The organism is Vibrio casei, from assembly GCF_002218025.2.
GTDB classification, from domain to species: domain Bacteria; phylum Pseudomonadota; class Gammaproteobacteria; order Enterobacterales; family Vibrionaceae; genus Vibrio; species Vibrio casei.
This window is the reverse complement of the sequence record NZ_AP018680.1, coordinates 391637-411232: the sequence shown is the minus strand read 5'-3', so window position 1 is coordinate 411232 and position 19596 is coordinate 391637. Positions and strand designations below refer to the sequence as shown.

Below are 19596 nucleotides of genomic sequence, written 5' to 3'. Positions count from 1 at the left end.
ATGTTTCAATCTGAACCTATTTGTATATTAACTGCCGGCCCAACTATTGACGGCCGCTTCATTGAACAAAAAGTCATTGATGATATGGCTGAGCTTTACGACCCCAAAAAATATAACGCTCGCATTAATCCAGAGCACTTCCAGTGCGCTCCTAAGTACGGTTCGGTTGCCTCTGTTGAAAAACGAGACAACCAACTCTTTGCCATTTTAAAACCTAATTCTTTACTGCTTAAAACCATTGAAGAAGGTCAGCTTTTGCATACCTCTTGTGAGATTGAAGGGAATTATCAAAACACCGGTCGCAGTTATTTAACCGGCCTTGCGTTAACGGATGAGCCTGCATCGATGGGCACTACCGAAATGCACCTATCAGCAAGTGCTCAAAGCGTCAGTAAAAGCCGTGAACATTTCAGCTCAGGCGCGACATTGAGCATGGATAATTGGACGGCTCAAAACGAACCAAATAATGAACAAGAAGACCGCAAATTTTTTAGCCGGTTAAAACAATTATTGAGCATTACATCGGATACTCAAACTAAAGAACATGAAGAGAAGGACATTGAAATGAATGAAGAAACAAAAGCGATGTTTGAAGCGCAAAAAGAACAAACCGAAGCACTAACCTCTGCAGTTACATTGCTCACGGCTGCGGTGACAGGATTAAAACAACAAGAAGCAGCGCCTGCAGAAGAGCCGGAAGCAGAACAAGACGACACCACCAAGTTAAGCGCAAAAGTGGACGACCTAGCAACCAAGTTCGACACGCTCACCGAAAAGCTAAGCAAAGTCACCGATGAACAAGAACGCGACCTTGCTGGCGGTGGTAATGCTGGCGGTTACTTATAACAAGCTCGCTATCGCAGCTTTCCTTTTAAATTTATTTTTAATTGTTAAGGTATTTCTATGTTAGAAACCACTAAAAAAGCCGTTGCTCTGTATACCGCAACGGTCGCAAAACAAAACGGTGTAGACGATGCGACAGAACGATTCAATGTTACACCGGCTGCCACTCAAAAAATCATTGCCCAAATTCGTGAAAGTAATGAGTTTTTAAAGAAAATTAATATCCTAAGTGTAAAAAATCAAAAAGGTGAAGCGCTAGGGCTTGGCGTCAGCGGTATGATTGCTAGCCGCACAGACACAAGTTCAGGCAAAGAGCGTAAAACCAAGGCCGTCTACAATATGAAGCCAATGCCTTATATGTGTGAACAGACTAACTTTGATTCCCATATTCGCTACGCTCAATTAGATGCCTTTGCGCACCTAAAAAACTTCAATCAAATCATCTCAAACCAAACTCGTGAGCAGATTGACGCTAACAAAATCACCATTGGTTTCTATGGTAAGTCATGCGAAGCCAACACCGATGCTGAAGCAAATCCAAACGGTGAAGATGTCAACAAAGGTTGGTTCCAGGCAATACGTGACAACAACCCTGCTGGTATGTTTAAAGAAGGTGCAACACCAGGTGAAATCCGTATCGGTGAAGGCGAGCCAATGGTCGATGATGGTACTGACACCGGCACCCTTATTGGCGCAGGTGTCGGTGATTTTATCAACTTAGATTTGGCAGTAATGAACGTCAAAGGCCTACTTGGTGATGCTTGCATCAATTCGCCAGATTTGGTCTCCATTATCGGCTCTGATTTATTGTCGTATGACAAAGCTAAGTTTTACGCCGCCAATGGTAATAAGCCAAGCGAAAAATCACGCATTGAAGACAAGCAAGTGATCGGCACTTATGGCGGCCTACCTGCGGTGTCGGTACCGGGTTTCCCTGCAACCGGCATTTTAGTCACAAGCTACAGCAACCTATCGATTTACATTCAAGAAGGTTCGGTTCGCCGCTCAGTTGCCACTAAAAATGACAAACTTGATCAGATTGAAAACTTTGAATCAATGAACATGGCTTACGTGGTCGAACACCTTGAAAAAGCCGCAGCACTTGAATTTGAAAACGTTAAATTGTGGATTAATGGTGAATGGGTATAACCCAAGCATTTTTTCATTTAATTAAATAAGAACAACCCCTCAGTAGGCTATCAATTGTTTATCAAAGCCGGTAATTAACCGCGAATTGATGCACAAGTGTTTAGCCTACTCCCCTCTTTTTTTGGGAACCGCATTATGAGTATGCAATTTGTCGGTAATAAAGATGAGATTTACGACTCAACGCTGCCTGCTACGGCTCAATATCCTGAACTTAAAGTCTCAGAATTCCAGTCTCTGTTTCATTTCCTCAGTAATGAAACAGAGCCGGGCATTTTGCAACAGCTCACTATTGCTCGAATCACGGTAAATCGAGAATTGCTTAATATATTTCCATCTACCGTTACGTTGGATGAATTTTCACAACAGCAATTTGGTGACACGAACACCGGTACCACCCTTTATAAACAAGCGGTGTTTTCATTAGCCGCCAACTTCATTGTCGGTAACCAACTCAGCACCAACGCCACTAGTGATGCAAGTGATCGCCAAGAAGCGCTGCAGCAAAAAGCAGAGAATTGCCTGGTGCAATACCGACGCGCAATGGATTTACTTGGCAATGGCGTCGAGACCTATTGTTTTGAAGTGGTGTAGGAGCCTATATGAAAGCATTACAAAGTTTAACCACCCTTTTCACCCAACAAGTCACCGATGCTGGCAACTTAGAAGTATGGGCGGAAGATGGCGAATTGAAATGCACTCAAGGCAATAGCGTAGATGGGTTTGATATTGCGTACACCGTGATTATTTCAATGAGCAGCGTTGATGTTCAGCCTCATATTTTAATGATGCACCTAGTCAACTGGCTCAACCAATACGATATTGACCGCGCCGAAAAAGGACTAGAGCCACCAACCTTTGCGGTGCAATTACTCGATAAAGGCCTATGTGACATAAAGCTCAAAGTGGATATTCAAGAAAGCTATGAGCTTGAAGAAAACGACAACGGCAACTGGCTACAAGCCACCACTCGTTTTGAATGCGTCAGCGCTTTTATGAAAGCGCCAACTGAAGAAACGCTCCCCCCGTTCAAATATCTTGATGGCCCCAATCAAGTGATCGCGTTATGAAGCTCACGAATCCCGACCAATTAACCCGTGCATTAAACGCGCTTGTTTTAACGGATGCTGAAAAATTTGATTTAAACCGACGACTGGCCAACCGAACGCGTCAGTATTTTCGTGAACAAATTCGTAAACAACGGGACATTGACGACAAGCCATATCAAGGGCGTAAGAAGCGAAAAATAACGCTAGATAGCAAAACCAAGCAAGCCAAAGACAATAAAAATATGCTAACCGGTTTTAGTCGCGCTTTAACCACCCGTGTGGACAAGCAGAATTTTGAAGTCGGCTTGTCTGGCGTTGTTGGCAACATGGCTAAAGAACATAACGAAGGCTTAGGCCTCTCGTTCACCACTCGCGTCAATGGTTTTTACAACTCAAAAACCAACCGTTGGGAAGGTGGTAGCGGCGTTAAAAACAATTACAAGATGACCAAGCGAACCTTCATAGGTTGGACGCCCAAACTAGAAAAAGAACTACTCGCCATGGTGGCTGAAAACTTTGCCAATGGCGCGAAAAATTAACGCCAACTACGACCACTCAAAGCATGGGAGAAAAGCATGCGTGAAATGATGATTAAACCCAAGGGTGAACTACTCGTGCGAGATCCAGAAACGCGAGTGCCCTTGAAAAAACAAGGCGAAACCAAGCCACGCAATTCCTATTGGTTGCGCCGAATTCAAGATGGCTCGTGTGAGCTTATCGCCAAACAACCGACGGAAACTGTAACTACAGTAAAAGCCGAAACCAAGAAGGATAACGCATGAGTATCAGCTTTTCAGAAGTGCCGAGTAATGCTCGCGTACCAGGCGTTTACATTGAAATTGATAATAGCCTCGCCAATAGCGCCGAAGCTCAGCAATTAGTTTTAATCATTGGTAACGCAATTGAAGGCGCAACCGTACCGCCTAACAAGGTTGTACTTTGCTTAAACAAGGACTCAGCCTTAGCACAATTTGGTGATTCAGACGTGACCAAAATGGTGACTTGGTTTACCAAACAAGACGAAACTTTACCGATTTACGCGGTTAGTGTCGCGGATGCTGATTTGATGAGCGCACTAGCCTCATTAGGGGATACGCAATACCATCATATTGTGTGTGCATTGAATGATGAAACCAGCATTCGAGATTTAAGTGAATTCTTAGAAGCGCGTTATCAAGCACTAGAAATGATCCCTGGTATCGCCTATCTACCCAAGAAAGGCAATCACGCCGAGCTCGTGACTTTTGGCTCAACTTGTAATTGTCCCTTAATTAGCTTTATGCCAATTAATGCATTAGGTGATTCAAGCAATAAAGCCATCAGTGAAGCAGAAGCCGTCGCCGCCTGGGCTGGACAAATCGCCCCATCACTTGCAGCCGATCCTTGTCGTCCCCTTCAAACCTTGAAAATGAATGGGGTGTATTCCATTGCCGATACCGAGTTTGATTGGACAGAACGCAACTTGTTGCTTCATGAAGGGATCGGAACCTACACCGTCACCAGTACCGGTGAAGTTTTAATTGAAAGACCGGTGACCGCTTACACTGAAAATGCCGCAGGTGTTGCCGATGATAGCTATCTCGATGTCATGACACCGGCAACCGCCATGTACTTTCGAGAGAAGCAACGTTCATTAATTTTAAGTAAGTATGGACGCCACAAGTTAGCAAAAGATGGCACCAGCTTTGCCACCGGGCAAGCCATTGTCACGCCTAGCATCATTGCCGGTGAATTACTCTCACTTTACAAAGATTTGGAATACAACGGTATTGTTCAAGATTTCGAAGGGTATAAAAAATCGCTAACGGTTGAACTCGATGAGACCGATAAAACGCGCATTAACTACCTAGACAGTCCTCAGTTCGTCAACGGCTTAATCATCGTTGCCGGCAAAATTCAATTTAGAAAATAAGGGCTTTTTATGAGTACCACAATTACTAGCCGTGGCTTTTTAGATGCTGGATCCCTTGGTCGCCTACCCACTAAAGAAGGTGCTACCGTTAACTTTGGCGGCGTCAAACGCGATGCCGTAATGGGCGATGCTGGCGTACTAGGGTTTAGCGAAACATTTGACGCCGCGCCAAGCATTAAAGCCACCATCGTTCATGCTAAAACCACCGATGAAACGGCCATTCGTAACTTCACAGGTGAAAACATTACGCTTAATACCAACAGTGGTAAAAGCTACACCTTGATGGGCGCATGGACGAGCGAAGCTTTAGAGCTCACCATCAAAGATGGTCAGCTTGAAGTGATGTTTCTTGGCACTGAATTAATCGCGCAATAAGGTTGCCACTATGCTCACACTATTACGAAAGCGAAAAATGCAAGCCGAACAAAAAGCCATTCATACGGCGAAAAGCAACATTGCTCAGGCCAAAATTAAAGTCAATAAGGCTTTAATCGTCCAGCAACGAGCAGAAGCAGCCCAAAAGGAAGCTGAAACGAACCTTAAGCAAGTGGATGATAATAATCTAGACGAAATTCAAGCGGCGATTGATTTAGCCGAGCAAGCTACCATTGAAGCGCAAGATGCCACTCGTGATGCTCAAGGTGCAACTGAAGAGCTTAATGATGCAATGGACGCTGCAAGCTATGTTGAGAACTCACTCAATGATGTTATTGATAAAGCTCAGCAACAAGTAGCCGAAAGCCCGTGGAGCGAAATGCAACATAAGTTAAAGCTGGATTTGGAATGCGCTCGAACGCTGGCTGGCTCAGAAGAAAAAATTCCCTTCAAGCTTGAGCTAATCAAAAAATATAAACCTCACGTTATGACGCTACTTCAAACCCATGAAAATTTAGAAGGGCTGGATGTGATTTGGTGGTGGTATCAATGGCAAATTGATTGTGGCCAATTCGAAGAGTTTCACGACTCGTTTAAAGCGCTCATTCTGCGTGGTCTTGATACTCCTCGTGGTTGGAAATCCAATGGTGAAACCGCTTATTGCGATATTGTTTTTCAATATTCCCATAAGGCGCACAAAGCCCAAAAAGAATGTAACCGCCAATATTTAATGGATGCAGTACAAGATTTATTAAGCGGTGCGATGGCTACAAACGCCCCCTTAAAAGTGAAGATGTTTCGCTTGATCGGTGACTGGTATGAAGCCGAAGGTAAACAGGCTGAAGCATTGGAACTCTTTGAAAGAGTCATGATGATTGACCCCAACAAAGGCGGCCGTAAAACAAAAGTAAACGAACTCAAAGAGGCTCTTGGTTATGAATAAAGTATTTATCCCTATTAAATTAGCTGTCCCAATTGAAAAGGACGGAAAAGAACTCACCACCATTGAAATACGCAAGCCTTGCGCCGGTGATTTACGAGGATTGAATTTAGTGGATGTATGCCAAATGGACTTTGAAGCACACAGTACCCTTTTGTCTCGTATTTCCATTCTCAATGAGCGTGATTTACTGGATATGGACCCTGCAAACTGGGCCCCTCTTCAAACGGAGATCGCCGGTTTTTTCGTGGATACGAAACACTAATTGAGCGTGTCGAAGACTTCTACGCTGATATTGCTTTAGTGTTCCATTGGCCGCCAAGCGAAATGGACGCATTCAGCCTAGAAGATTTGATGCTGTTTCGGGAAGAAGCGCGAGTACGTCACCAACCACCAGAGCGCACCTAGCGCTCTTTTTTATATCAAGACTTTTTACCTCAAGACTTTCTACCTAAAGAGAATATCAATATGAAAATGAATTTATCGGTTGTGATGGGCGTTGTTGATAAGGTCAGTGAACCGCTCCAAAGTATGGCCAGTGACTCTGATTACTATGCAAAAAAGATAAAAGCTATCCAAAAAGCACAAGCGGATGATTCTAGTGCATTAACCATGATTGCCTCTTATCAGAAGATACAAAAAGAGCTAGACAAAAACGCGCTTGAAACCGATGAAGCTAATGAGAAACTAGCCAAATTAAAAGCGCAAATGGCCGCCACCGAAACCCCAAGCGCGGCGCTCACTAATAAGCTGGCTAAGCAAGAAGAAAAGGTTTCGTTACTGAGCGCTAAAAATGACAAGTATGAAAGCAGCTTAAAGCAAACCAGTAGCCAAATGAAAAAGGCCGGTGTTAATGTCGCCAAGCTTGATAGTGAATTTGACCGCTTATCAAAAAGCCAAAATGAACATGCAAAAAGCATTGATAAAGTCAGCCGCCGCTATAAAACCCTTAGAACTGCCATGACCCCTATTCAAAAGCTCAGTAAATCCATCAAGATGCCCAATATTAAAGGGGCAGCAATGGGGAAAGGGGCTGCATTATTAGGTGGCCTCAGCTTTGCCGGCTTATTCCAGCAAATCAATAGCGCTGCAGGTGAAATGGATCACCTGTCAAAATCAGCGCAGAACCTCAACATGCCCGTCGAAGAGCTTCAAGCGATGCAATCTCAAGCTGAGCATGCAGGCGTTAGCGCTGATGGGATGACAAAGGCGCTCGGTACGTTCAGTAAACGACTTGGCGTACTTCAATCGACAGGCAAAGGCGCTGCAGCTTCATTTCTAGAAAAGGCAAAGAGCCCTTTATTAAACGAACTTAAAAATGCTAAAACAACCCAAGAAGCCTATGACAAAGTATTGGATACCTTTACTAAGCTCAAAACCAATCAAGAACAAATGGCCTTTGCCGATGCGATGTTTGGTGGAGAAAGTAAGAAAATGCTCATCATGCTACGCCAGGGAACGGAAGGACTCACCGCTGCGAGAACGGAATTTAACGAAACCGGTGGAGGAGTAAAAACCGAGGACGCCCAAAAAGCCGAAGCGTATAACGATGCCTTGCAAAAGGTGCAAGAGAGTATTCGCTCAATCAAGTTTGCCGCCCTTGCACCGGTTATGCTGAAAATCACTAAGCTTTTTACTGAGTTTTCAAACAAATTTAAGAATGAGAAATTTCGTACCGACCTTATTGAAAAAATCACTAAAACCGTCAGCGACCTGTGTGATGCTTTCAAGCTGATTGCTAAGGTGGCGGTATTCGTTTCTCAGAATATCAAAGGCCTTATTGCAACACTTGCCATTTTTAAAGTCGCAATGATCACTTTAAATGCCGCCATTATGATGAACCCTATAGGATTGACGGTTGCCGCCGTAGCAGCCTTAGTTATTGGCATTACTTATTTAATTGATAAATTTGGAGTACTTGGAGGGTTATTAAAAGTGGTAGGCATTTTATTTGCCGGTCCATTATTGGGTATCAAAACGCTCATGATGGCCGTTAAAGCATTAATTAACGCATTGCCTGATAGTCTGGTACCTGATGGGTGGAAAGATGGAATTAACTCAGCATCGGACGAGTTGGACAAATTACTTGATAAGGTCAATCCCTTAGCTGATGCAAATAAAAAAATCGGTATTACAACGGATGAAACCCTCAATCGCACCACACGAGACAGAGCCACAGCACAAAGGGAGAACTTGGGCAGCGCACCTGCATTATCAGCTTATCAGCCTTTAAATAGTCATACAGTAAAGAGTCAATCCGAAGTGGCGGTAACCATAAAATCTGAAAAACCAATCACGGTTGATAAGGCGAGAAGTGACAAAAGCACCAATCTAAATCTAAATGTAGGCAACATGGCCATCAGTTATTAAACCAATAACCCCATAGTAAATCGCGCATTTAGAACTGTTTAAACATACAGTGTTTGTTTTTGTTGGTAGACTCATTGCTGTTTTATGCCTTGAGTACCTGAGACCCAAATTAACCTTTGGAGAGGAAGCATATTACTAAGCTCAGCCACAACATCGTGGCTGAGTTTTTTCAGCATTCAAGGCTCATTTATTGGAGAAAAGAATGCAAACTAACTCGCTGCGCAATGGTCAATTGAAACTGGTTCACTTTGACTGCCTACCCTACCTAAAAACTTTACCAAGTAATTGTATTGATCTGATACTTACCGACCCACCCTATTTTCAAGTTAAAAAGAATGCCTGGGATAACCAGTGGCCTGATGTTGGAACCTTTCTAGCCTGGCTAGATGAAATTCTCGTCGAACTTTGGCGCGTATTAAAACCTTCTGGAAGTTTATATCTGTTCTGTGGCTCAAAACTGGCCGCCGATACTGAACTGCTTATACGTTCTCGTTTTGAGGTTTTTAATCATATCGTGTGGGCCAAACCATCAGGCGTATGGAAGGGAACTCATAAACCGCATTTGCGATCGTTTTTCCCGTCAACCGAACGCATTATTTTTGCAGGTCACTATGGTTCAGAAGGATTTGCCAAAGGCGGTAATCAATACGCCACTAAATGCACCGAACTCAAGCAGAAGGTATTTAAGCCATTAATTGATTACTTTAAAAATGCAAAAGAAGCGCTGCAGGTATCTGCAAAAGAAATTAATAAAGTCACTGGTACTCAAATGTGTTCGCATTGGTTTTCGTACAGCCAATGGAAGTTACCAACCGAGGAGCAATACCAACAGCTACAGGCGCTATTCTCACAAAAAAGTAATGCCTTATCACGAACCCATTCAGAGCTTACAAACGAGTACCAGGCATTAAATCGTCAATACGCTAATTTGCTTAAAGACTATGATGACCTAAAAGCTGAATATGAAACATTGCGCCGACCATTTAGCGTCACCGATGAGGTGCCCTATACTGATGTCTGGACATTCGCACCAGTACAATATTATTCAGGTAAACACCCATGCGAAAAGCCGGCTGATTTACTGGAGCACATCATCACTACCAGTAGCCGTGAAGGCGCGGTTGTCCTCGATGCCTTTATGGGTTCGGGATCCACTGGAAAAGCGTGTTTGAAGCTCAATAGGAAGTTTGTTGGAATAGAAATGGAAGAAGAAACTTATTCTGAAACGGTGAAGCAATTAAGCTAACTAAAGTATGTGCATTACCCATGTAATGCACCCTTACAAAGATTCACCAGTACACCTATGGTACGCCTTAAAATAAACAATCTCTTTAACTTATTGAAAGTGAGTCCAATCAAGCATTGGCGCAATAGAAAAACGTTGCATTGGGTAATTATTCATAATGGTATATGGGATAAATATCTCTGACTTATTTGGTCAAATATTTTACCATAGGCAGCAAAGGCGTACACCAACGAAAAATAAATAGCGACAACTCGCCCTATCGTTGTTGTATTTAAAAGAAAAATTAAGGCTGAAATTTTGAATAAACGTTTGATCCAACAAGTCACGGACCTTTGCCAACAACGAGGGGTTCGCCTCACCTCGCAGCGTCAACAAGTGCTTGAATTAATTTGGCAACAAAAAGGCTCTTCGACGGCTTATGAGTTACTCGATAAACTCAAACAAACCGAACCTCAAGCAAAGCCACCGACAGTTTATCGCGCATTAGAGTTTTTGCTTGAGCAGGGATTTATTCATAGGGTGGAATCAACCAATAGTTTTGTATCATGCTGTTTTTTTGATGAGCATGATTGTCACGGTAGTAATAAACACTTTTCACACTTACTGATTTGTGACCAATGTGGTGATGTCAGTGAGCTTCAAGATGAAGCCTTGATTGAATTGCTGACCAAAAATATAGCTCAGCATGGATTTAAACTCACTAACCATGTCATCGAAACACATGGAATTTGCCAAAACTGTCAATCTAGCTAGCCCTCATTACCCTTCATGGCAAAATTTACACATAAAAAAAGAGAAGCCCAATTTGGACTTCTCTTTTTTAATATCGATTTGTAAATAGCTTACGTTTTAGTTAATCGCTTAGGCTTTAAAAGCTTTGAATGCGTTAATCAAGCCATTAGTTGAACTATCATGCGAGTCTACCGCATTGCTGTCCGCCAATTCAGGCAAGATTTGGTTAGCAAGTTGCTTACCAAGCTCCACACCCCACTGATCGAAACTAAAGATATTCCAAATCACGCCTTGAACAAAAATCTTATGCTCATACATCGCAATTAAGTTACCTAGTGTTTTAGGGGTAATTTGCTTCACTAGAATAGAGTTAGTTGGGCGATTGCCTTCAAACACTTTAAAGTTCACCAAATCTTTCACTTCTTCATCAGATTTACCTGCAGCTGCGAATTCCGCTTCAACTTGTGCTTTTGATTTACCAAATGCTAGAGCTTCGGTTTGAGCAAAGAAGTTAGACATCAATTTTTGATGATGATCGCTTACTTGGTTATGGCTGATCGCTGGCGCAATGAAATCACATGGGATCAACTTAGTGCCTTGGTGAATCAACTGGTAGAAAGCATGCTGACCGTTAGTACCCGGCTCGCCCCAAATGATTGGGCCAGTTTGGTAATCCACAGCATCACCATTACGGTCAACGTATTTACCGTTTGATTCCATGTTACCTTGCTGGAAGTAAGCAGCAAAACGGTGTAGGTACTGATCGTAAGGCAGAATAGATTCAGATTCTGCCCCATGGAAGTTGTTGTACCAAATACCAATCAACGCCAAGATCACAGGAATGTTGTTTTCAAATTCTGTATTGGCAAAGTGCTTATCCATCTCATGGGCACCGTCCAATAACTCAATAAAGTTATCAAAACCAACCGCAAGACAAATAGAAAGACCGATTGCCGACCATAACGAATAACGACCGCCAACCCAATCCCAGAATTCAAACATGTTGTCCGTATCAATACCGAACTCTTCTACTGATTTTGCGTTTGTAGAAAGCGCCGCGAAGTGTTTAGCAACATGTGCAGAATCTTGCGCAGTCGCGAGGAACCAATCACGCGCACTGTGTGCATTAGTCATGGTTTCTTGCGTGGTAAAGGTTTTTGATGCCACTAGGAACAAGGTCGTTTCTGGGTTCAAGTTCTTTAACGTTTCAGCGATATGAGTACCATCCACGTTAGACACAAAGTGCATGTTCAAACGCGTTTTATAAGCAGCTAATGCTTCAGAAACCATGTAAGGGCCAAGATCAGAACCACCGATACCGATATTCACTACATCCGTGATTTCTTTGCCGGTATAGCCTTTCCACTCACCCGATACGATACGGTTAGTAAAGCTTTCCATTTTCGCAAGCACAGCATTTACGCCAGGCATCACATCTTCGCCATCAACCATAACTGGTGTGTTGCTGCGATTACGTAAAGCGGTATGTAAAACTGCACGACCTTCAGTTTGGTTGATCTTATCGCCAGCAAACATTGCTTGAATAGCCGCTTTAAGTTCAGTTTGCTCAGCAAGGGCAAATAAATGAGTGAAGGTTTCTTTGTCCAACAAGTTTTTAGAGTAGTCGACTAAAATGTCGGAACCAAATGTTGCAGAAAATTGATTAAAACGATCGGCATCTTGAGAGAATAAAGCAGCCAGTTCCATATCTTGTGCTGATTCAAAATGCTCAGTTAGCGCTTTCCACGCTGCCGTTGTGGTTGGATTGATATTTTTCAACATTACTCATTCCTGATAAGTCTATTGGATTTACTCAGAACAAAAAACTGAAATAGGTTAATTGCCTGCCCCGATACAAAACAAGCTTAGCCGAATAAATAGGCTCAACTTAAAATTTCTTACACTGCTATTAAAGTCACTTGGGTATAATTATCGCAGCGATTTATGTGATCTATATTGCGTTATGTCAGTTTAAATAAAAGTGGTGACTAAAGAAATCAACAAATAACAACTTCAATGAAATAACCATTCTAAAACGGCTGGTTAACCATGACACGGAACATACTTTCTTCATCTCCCCATGCCATTTCAGCGCGAACCACCACACCTTCAACCTGAAAACGTACTGCGCCGCCGTAGCTCACTTGCATATTTTCATGGAGCTCTGATACATCATACTCATCGGCCACTCGACCAACATCGGTAAACAGTACCCATTGCCACCACGGCACTTTGTACCAATCAAATACAGGCCAGTTTTGTAATGGCTGCCAATCCGGCATTACTCGATACTCTAAACTATAGTTAATCGCCGCGCGGCCAGTGAATCGACCTGAAGAAAAACCACGTTGACGATATAGACCACCTAAGCGTACTCCGGCATATTCCGGTGGACGATGCTCACCATCAGAGCCTTGTTCCCAACTAGGTGTACCAGCAGTGTAAAAATCAAAAGCAATCACTTGTTTGTTAAATAGGTTACCGAGAGCACCGATATCAAAATACTGACTATTTTGAAATTCCCAAGTGCTCCATGATTCGTCATTACCTAAATCGGGTGCATAGGTGTAATTAAATACAGTACGAGAACCTTGAGTGGTGTTGCGAGTACTGTCTCTGTTATCCCAATCAAGACTAAAAATCGCCCCCCACGTAGAATCAGCTTCATCGTAGTCAATATCATCTAGCTTGCGGGTTTTATAAAAAGGCGAGACACCAAGTGTAGTCACACCACTATCCCAAGGCGTCATTCCGGTGAGTTTGCGATTAGGTAAATAACTGGCTTTTGCTGCGTCTTCTTTTCCCTGCCCCAAAGGCAAGACATAACGAAACTTAGCTTGAATTCGAGATTCCTGACCATCCGTTTCAATATAGTCGTAAAACTCAGAATCGTTATTAGTCGCATCCCCTAGGTAATAGCTATAGTCTTTAAACTGAGCAATATAGGCATCTGAATCCACCAACCAACGATCGCTTAATTGATAGTTATACCCACCTAAGTATGTAACATAACTGCCTTTATCTGAAACGAACGCCACTCCTAGCAATGCAGCTTGAGGCTGGCCGACACCTTTAAGTAACCCGGCAGCCCCAATAGAGTTACCAATTGAGTCGGAAATAAAACCAAATGGCACAACTTTAAAATCGGAATACCAAGAGTCGTCGTTAACTTTACTAGTGTAGGATTTAGTTTGAGATATCTCAGATTGTTCAACGTCGACGTTTTGCTCTGCTGGTTGAGACAATTGAATATTAGGTTCTGCATGACCATTACCGGAATATAGCGTCAATAATCCCCAATAAAACAGACTACTCAATAACTGTCGCACATTTCCCTGCATAAATGACATTCTCTTTTTCATCGTTCGATTATGGTTACTCAGAATAAAGTAGAGCAACACGCCCGGTTAATTTGGTCACTAACTCATAAGCAATCGTACCAATATGATGAGCCACTTCTTCTGCTGGCAGTCCATCCCCCCACAAAGTCGCCTCATCGCCCACGTTATCTTGACTATCAGCGCCCAACTCAACCGTCAACATATCCATAGATACCCGTCCAACTAACGGCACTCGACGTCCATTAACCAATACCGGAGTACCATTTGGCGCAGTGCGTGGATAACCATCACCATACCCCATCGCAATCACACCCACTTTAGTATCTTGTTGAGCCGTCCAAGTTGCGCCATAGCCAACACTATCTCCAGCTTTGACATCTCGCACAGCAATTAATTTAGAGGTTAAGGTCATCGCAGGTTTAAAGCCTAAAGACTCAGCGGTTTGATTTTCAAAAGGTGAAACGCCATACAGAATAATCCCCGGCCTTACCCACTCAAGATGGCTATTTGGCCAGGCTAAAATTCCTGATGAAGCGGCAATAGAACGTTCACATTCAGGTTCAGCCAATTGAGTAAATAGAGTTATTTGCTGCATGGTGACCGGATTATCAAGCTCATCTGCACAACCAAAGTGACTGATAAAGCGCAGCGGTTTCGCGACATTCGGGCAAGCATGGAGACGTTCAATAAATGCATTAAGATCTTCAGGACGAACACCGAGTCGATGCATGCCCGTATCAATTTTCAGCCATACATGAATAGGAGAAGCTAAGCTTGCCTGCTCTAATGCAACCAATTGCTCTTCACAATGTAGCGCAGTATGAAGATTATTGGCTTGCAAGATAGGGAGATCGGAATCGGCATAAAAGCCTTCTAGCAATAAAATCGACTGAGTGATCCCTGCTCGTCTCAACTCTAAAGCTTCTTCAATTCTCGCCACGCCAAAGTTATCAGATAATGACTCTAGCGCTAACGCGACAGGAACTGCACCATGGCCATACCCATTAGCTTTAACAATTGAGGTGATTTGGCTATTCGGTACCTTGAGCTTAATTTGCTCCAAGTTGTGACGCAATGCTGCTAAATCTATCTTGGCAGTCGCGGCCAGAGTTGGCTTCATTTCAGTGTGTCCTTGAGATGCGGGGAGGGGTAATCGGCAATAAAAAATCAAGCTGACTAATAAAAGCCAGCTTGATTCTGTTATTTATTCATCATCAAAAGCAGGGCCAGCGTAATTATCAAAGCGCGAGAACTGACCTTGGAAAGTGAGTCGTACTGAACCGATTGGGCCGTTACGCTGCTTACCAATAATAATTTCTGCAATGCCTTTTAATGCACTATCTGGATGGTAAACCTCATCACGATAGATAAACATAATCAAATCGGCATCCTGCTCAATCGCTCCAGATTCACGTAAGTCCGAGTTAATTGGCCGCTTATCAGCACGTTGCTCCAAAGAACGGTTAAGCTGAGATAGTGCAACGACTGGAACATTTAACTCTTTAGCCAGCGCTTTAAGAGATCGAGAAATCTCTGAAATTTCCAAAGTACGGTTATCTTGCAAACCCGGTACACGCATTAACTGAAGGTAATCGACCATGATCATCGATAATCCACCGGTTTCACGAGCTACTCGACGTGCTCGTGAACGTAAATCGGTTGGCGTTAGACCTGAGCTATCATCGATATACATATTCTTCTTCTGCATTAGAATACCCATGGTCGATGAAATACGTGCCCAATCTTCATCATCCAATTGACCGGTACGGATCTTAGTTTGATCAACTCGTGACAATGAAGCCAGCATACGCATCATTAACTGTTCGGCGGGCATCTCTAGTGAGAAAATCAACACCGGCTTTTCTTGATCCATCGCAGCATTTTCACAAAGGTTCATCGCAAAGGTCGTTTTACCCATCGAAGGACGAGCGGCGACAATGATTAAATCCGATCCTTGCAAACCGGCGGTTTTTTTATTCAGATCAGCAAAACCGGTATTCACCCCAGTGACACCATCTTGTGGTGATTTGTATAATTCTTCAATTCGCTCAAGGGTTTTTTCTAAAATATTATCGACACTTTGAGGGCCTTCACTTTCGGTGGTACGCTCTTCTGCAATCGCAAAGACTTTGCTTTCCGCCATATCAAGCAAATCAGCCGAGCTACGACCTTGAGGATCGTAACCAGCATCCGCGATCTCATTAGCAATACCAATAAGATTACGCACCAGAGCACGCTCGCACACAATATCAGCATAAGCGTTAATATTAGCCGCACTCGGTGTATTTTTAGCAAGATCGGCAAGATAAGCAAAACCACCTACAGATTCTAGCTCTTCTCGCTGTTCGAGATGCTCAGATAGTGTGATAAGATCCAGTGGTTGGTTATTTTCTAAAATAACTTTAATGGCAGCAAAAATAAGGCGATGCGGCCGACTATAAAAATCTTTATCCACCACTTTACCTGAGATTGAATCCCAGCGTTCGTTATCAAGCAATAACCCCCCTAAAACTGATTGCTCAGCTTCAAGTGAATGTGGTGGGACTTTTAGAGCATCGACTTGAGCATCTACGATTTTTCGAGTTTTATTTTCAGCCATGGGACCACTTAATTACAAAATCTAGTTCACTATTATAACGGAGTGTGTAGATTTGTAATCCCACTATCGAATAAAATGAAAAATTAACTCTATAATGACTAGCATCGTCAAAATATACCTATCATGAATACTATCTTTCAACCGAGGTAACGACACTTGTGTTAAAACGTTTATTACCGCTGCTATTATTACTATCTAGCCCAATGCTCTATAGTGCAGAAAACTCGACAATATCAACGGATGATAAGCAAGAGAACACTTCGGAAGATGAAAGTGCAAGCAAACCTACACCATCGTGGGATGAATCCGCTTCAACAGAAATTCAGCAAGAAATACTATCACCAGCAGAACAAGATATCATTGTCGAACCGGCTGCATCTAATGAAGCAACCTCTCTAGAAAACTCCACTAAAGATCAATCGACGGATCCCAACACCGCGCCTGAAGTTGAAATTTTAAATGATAATGAATCAGAAACAACTCAAGACAATGATTCAGGTGTTGATGAAGAAGCGATCGCAAAATTATTAAATGAAAGCGATGATAAAGACAGTAATGAAGAAAAAGAAGAAGCACAGGAAGAATCGCCTTGGAAACCCGAAATTGAATTTGGCTATCAATCACGTAAAGGTAATGATGATAATCAATCGTTAAATGTGCGAATTGCTATTGGATATATCAAAGGAAAAATGCGTAATTATGGCGAAGTAAAAATTTACCGGGAAGATGAAGATGGCGAAGAAGAAGAAAGAGAACAAAGTTACGAGCTACAAAGTGACTACAAACTCGGCCCAAAAACCTATTTATATGGAAGCTTTAAAGGTATTGATTCTAAATACAGCTCTTATTTTCGAGACTATACCGTTTCGACCGGTTTTGGTTTCCAACTTAGTAACACAGAAAAATTCAAGTTAGAGGCGGAAATTGGTCCCGGTTATCGTATTCAAGAACCCAACACCGATGAGATAGACAGTGACGATCCAATTTTTCCTGAAAATGTACAAGAAGCAATTCTACGCGGTAACTTAACCTCGGTCTGGAAACCTTTTAAAACATTATCATTTGAAATGCAAGCAACCGTCGTGAGTGGCTCAAGCAATACTCGCCTTGATACAGAAATCAGCGCAATTAATAATATTACGGAAGATATTGCGTTAAAAATATCCCATCATAGAGAAAACTTAACTCGAGTACCAAATGATCTCGAAAACACGGATAGTACATTTAAAATGAATCTACTTTTCAGGTTTTAATGTCATTGAGTCTGGGAGGATACAAGGTCGAATGGACCTTAAATACCATATTAAGCATTCTCTTAAAGTATCAGACATAAAAAAACCGACACGAAGTCGGTTTTTTTATTGTACTTTGATACTGATTACTCAGCAGCAACCACTTGAAGTTTAACGTCAGCGAACACTTCAGAATGAAGTTGGATGCTGATTTCAAACTCACCAGTGTTACGTAGTGCACCTTCAGGAAGGCGAACTTCGCTCTTAACCACTTCAACGCCAGCTGCAGTAATTGCATCAGCGATGTCACGAGTACCGATAGAACCAAATAGTTTACCTTCGTCACCCGCTTTAGAAGCAAGAACAACTGCTTCTAGTGCGTTAATTTTCTCAGCGCGAGCTTGAGCAGCCGTTAGTTGCTCAGCAACTTTAGCTTCTAACTCAGCACGACGTGCTTCGAAAACTTCAACGTTAGCTTTAGTTGCCATAACTGCTTTACCCTTAGGGATAAGGAAGTTACGAGCATAGCCAGATTTAACGTTAACTTGGTCGCCAAGGTTTCCTAGGTTACCGATTTTATCAAGTAGAATAACTTGCATTATCTTAGTCCTCTTAAACTTAATTAAACTGCTGCCAATTACTGATGTTTGTCAGTATATGGAAGAAGTGCTAGGTAGCGAGAACGCTTGATAGCGCGAGCTAGTTGACGCTGATATTTAGCACTTGTGCCAGTGATACGGCTAGGTACAATTTTACCAGCTTCAGTGATGTAGTTTTTAAGAGTTGCTACGTCTTTGTAATCAATCTCTTGTACGCCTTCTGCAGTGAAACGGCAGAATTTACGACGACGGAAGAAACGAGCCATGGGCTATCTCCTGATCTTAAATTTGAGTAATGTTGTCGGCATGTAACACTAATTTCCCTAAACCATTTCGGCCGGTATGATAAGCAACAAAACCACTTACCTTAATGTGACTACCTAAAACTAAATGTTGAGTTAATTCTTGCGACCTTGAACCACTTACGACAACCTGCATACGACAATAAACTTGTCTCGGTAAATTCGCTTCTTGTACTGTCGAACGATGCTCAATACTAAAATGGCAATGAGCAATGCCCGCAGGACTAAGGCTTCTAATCGGAGCTTTTGCGACAATGCCACTTAACTCCAACCGATTGGTCATACAATCAATTACTCAGCTGCTGCGTCTTCTGACTTAGCTTCAGAACGCTCTTCAGAACGCTCTTCACGACGAGGAGCACGTTCTTCACGTACTTTCAGCATGATAGATTGTTCAGTCACTGCAGATTTAGTGCGCATGATCATGTTACGTAAAACTGCATCGTTAAAACGGAAAGCAGTTTCTAACTCATCAATGACAGATTGCTCAGCTTCAACGTTCATAAGAACGTAGTGTGCTTTATGCAGTTTATTGATTGGGTAAGCCATTTGACGACGACCCCAATCTTCTAAACGGTGCATAGTGCCGCCCGCTTCAGTGATAGTGTTAGTGTAACGCTCGATCATGCCAGCAACTTGCTCGCTTTGATCAGGGTGCACCATGAATACGATTTCGTAATGACGCATAGGTTGCTCCTTACGGATTATTAGCTTCCACATGGGCTCGGCCATCCGGAGGAAGCAAGGAACGAAAATAAATTAAGACCGAGATTTCAGGACGGCGAATTGTATAAGACGTCACCAGAATAGGCAAGAGGTATTTTAACCACCTCCCACTATAAAATGAGCTAGTTACGAATAAAAAAACGAGCATCCTATTCGAATACTCGTTTTTCTCAAAAGATTAAAC

General features: G+C 42.6%; 23 protein-coding genes. 15 read left to right on the top strand and 8 right to left on the bottom strand.

The window, feature by feature from the left end; all coding sequences use genetic code 11:
- The 14 genes from VCASEI_RS01980 to zur all read left to right on the top strand — a co-directional run bounded on the left by VCASEI_RS01980 (position 1) and on the right by zur (position 10634).
- Positions 1 to 846 carry a GPO family capsid scaffolding protein gene (locus VCASEI_RS01980; RefSeq protein WP_089110309.1) on the top strand — a complete coding sequence of 282 codons (846 nt, stop codon included), beginning with the start codon at positions 1 to 3 and terminating at the stop codon, positions 844 to 846.
- 57 nt (positions 847 to 903) lie between these two features.
- Positions 904 to 1992 (top strand): phage major capsid protein, P2 family, encoded by a 1089-nt coding sequence (locus VCASEI_RS01975; protein WP_089110310.1) that lies wholly within the window; start codon positions 904 to 906, stop codon positions 1990 to 1992.
- Positions 1993 to 2133: 141 nt separating this feature from the next.
- Positions 2134 to 2583 (top strand): head completion/stabilization protein, encoded by a 450-nt coding sequence (locus tag VCASEI_RS01970; RefSeq protein WP_089110336.1) that lies wholly within the window; start codon positions 2134 to 2136, stop codon positions 2581 to 2583.
- An 8-nt stretch (positions 2584 to 2591) separates the two neighbouring features.
- The gene (locus tag VCASEI_RS01965) at positions 2592 to 3059 is read left to right on the top strand and encodes a phage tail protein (protein WP_089110311.1); all 468 of its coding nucleotides are present in this window, start codon (positions 2592 to 2594) and stop codon (positions 3057 to 3059) included.
- On the top strand, positions 3056 to 3577 hold the full coding sequence (locus tag VCASEI_RS01960; protein ID WP_089110312.1) for a phage virion morphogenesis protein: 522 nt from the start codon (positions 3056 to 3058) through the stop codon (positions 3575 to 3577). The genes VCASEI_RS01965 and VCASEI_RS01960 overlap by 4 nt, the downstream gene beginning before the upstream one ends.
- A gap of 36 nt (positions 3578 to 3613) precedes the next feature.
- Entirely contained in the window at positions 3614 to 3820 is a 207-nt protein-coding gene (locus tag VCASEI_RS01955) for a DUF2635 domain-containing protein (protein WP_089110313.1), read from the top strand.
- Positions 3817 to 4950, top strand: coding sequence for a phage tail sheath subtilisin-like domain-containing protein (locus tag VCASEI_RS01950; RefSeq protein ID WP_089110314.1), 1134 nt, complete (start codon positions 3817 to 3819; stop codon positions 4948 to 4950). The genes VCASEI_RS01955 and VCASEI_RS01950 overlap by 4 nt, the downstream gene beginning before the upstream one ends.
- A 9-nt stretch (positions 4951 to 4959) precedes the next feature.
- Positions 4960 to 5325 (top strand): phage tail tube protein, encoded by a 366-nt coding sequence (locus tag VCASEI_RS01945; protein WP_089110315.1) that lies wholly within the window; start codon positions 4960 to 4962, stop codon positions 5323 to 5325.
- Positions 5326 to 5335: 10 nt separating this feature from the next.
- Positions 5336 to 6268 (top strand): phage terminase small subunit, encoded by a 933-nt coding sequence (gene gpM, locus VCASEI_RS01940; RefSeq protein ID WP_238321383.1) that lies wholly within the window; start codon positions 5336 to 5338, stop codon positions 6266 to 6268.
- Positions 6261 to 6530 (top strand): phage tail assembly protein, encoded by a 270-nt coding sequence (locus VCASEI_RS01935; RefSeq protein ID WP_089110316.1) that lies wholly within the window; start codon positions 6261 to 6263, stop codon positions 6528 to 6530. The genes gpM and VCASEI_RS01935 overlap by 8 nt, the downstream gene beginning before the upstream one ends.
- A complete protein-coding gene (locus VCASEI_RS19850; protein ID WP_089110317.1) occupies positions 6476 to 6673 on the top strand; it encodes a GpE family phage tail protein in 198 nt (65 codons plus the stop codon). Before VCASEI_RS01935 ends, VCASEI_RS19850 begins: the two co-directional genes overlap by 55 nt.
- Before the next feature lie 60 nt (positions 6674 to 6733).
- A complete protein-coding gene (locus VCASEI_RS01925) occupies positions 6734 to 8635 on the top strand; it encodes a phage tail tape measure protein (RefSeq protein ID WP_089110318.1) in 1902 nt (633 codons plus the stop codon).
- 202 nt (positions 8636 to 8837) lie between these two features.
- Positions 8838 to 9881 carry a DNA-methyltransferase gene (locus tag VCASEI_RS01920; protein WP_089110319.1) on the top strand — a complete coding sequence of 348 codons (1044 nt, stop codon included), beginning with the start codon at positions 8838 to 8840 and terminating at the stop codon, positions 9879 to 9881.
- 282 nt (positions 9882 to 10163) lie between these two features.
- Complete coding sequence (gene zur / locus VCASEI_RS01915; protein WP_162621054.1) at positions 10164 to 10634, top strand: zinc uptake transcriptional repressor Zur; 471 nt, start codon at positions 10164 to 10166, stop codon at positions 10632 to 10634.
- A gap of 108 nt (positions 10635 to 10742) precedes the next feature.
- Here zur and pgi read toward each other — a convergent pair whose 3' ends face one another.
- From pgi to VCASEI_RS01895, 4 genes are all read right to left on the bottom strand, one after another.
- On the bottom strand, positions 10743 to 12395 hold the full coding sequence (pgi, locus tag VCASEI_RS01910; RefSeq protein WP_086962905.1) for a glucose-6-phosphate isomerase: 1653 nt from the start codon (positions 12393 to 12395) through the stop codon (positions 10743 to 10745).
- Between the two features lie 248 nt (positions 12396 to 12643).
- Positions 12644 to 13954: a BamA/TamA family outer membrane protein gene (locus VCASEI_RS01905; RefSeq protein WP_170924606.1), complete on the bottom strand. Its 1311-nt coding sequence runs from the start codon at positions 13952 to 13954 to the stop codon at positions 12644 to 12646.
- A 34-nt stretch (positions 13955 to 13988) separates the two neighbouring features.
- Entirely contained in the window at positions 13989 to 15074 is a 1086-nt protein-coding gene (gene alr, locus VCASEI_RS01900; RefSeq protein WP_086962907.1) for an alanine racemase, read from the bottom strand.
- A gap of 84 nt (positions 15075 to 15158) precedes the next feature.
- Entirely contained in the window at positions 15159 to 16553 is a 1395-nt protein-coding gene (locus tag VCASEI_RS01895) for a replicative DNA helicase (RefSeq protein ID WP_086962910.1), read from the bottom strand.
- 158 nt (positions 16554 to 16711) lie between these two features.
- On the opposite strand from VCASEI_RS01895, the gene VCASEI_RS01890 reads away from it, so the two are divergent.
- Positions 16712 to 17806 (top strand): DUF481 domain-containing protein, encoded by a 1095-nt coding sequence (locus VCASEI_RS01890; protein WP_238321382.1) that lies wholly within the window; start codon positions 16712 to 16714, stop codon positions 17804 to 17806.
- 125 nt (positions 17807 to 17931) lie between these two features.
- Here the strand turns inward: VCASEI_RS01890 and rplI are convergent, their stop codons facing one another.
- The 4 genes from rplI to rpsF are packed head-to-tail and all read right to left on the bottom strand — an operon-like array spanning position 17932 to position 19373.
- A complete protein-coding gene (gene rplI, locus VCASEI_RS01885; protein ID WP_086962912.1) occupies positions 17932 to 18384 on the bottom strand; it encodes a 50S ribosomal protein L9 in 453 nt (150 codons plus the stop codon).
- A 38-nt stretch (positions 18385 to 18422) separates the two neighbouring features.
- On the bottom strand, positions 18423 to 18650 hold the full coding sequence (gene rpsR / locus VCASEI_RS01880; protein WP_000090472.1) for a 30S ribosomal protein S18: 228 nt from the start codon (positions 18648 to 18650) through the stop codon (positions 18423 to 18425).
- Between the two features lie 16 nt (positions 18651 to 18666).
- On the bottom strand, positions 18667 to 18969 hold the full coding sequence (gene priB, locus VCASEI_RS01875) for a primosomal replication protein N (RefSeq protein ID WP_086962913.1): 303 nt from the start codon (positions 18967 to 18969) through the stop codon (positions 18667 to 18669).
- Positions 18970 to 18977: 8 nt separating this feature from the next.
- Positions 18978 to 19373, bottom strand: a complete 396-nt coding sequence (rpsF, locus tag VCASEI_RS01870; RefSeq protein WP_086962915.1) for a 30S ribosomal protein S6 — start codon at positions 19371 to 19373, stop codon at positions 18978 to 18980.
- Positions 19374 to 19596 lie beyond the last annotated feature (223 nt).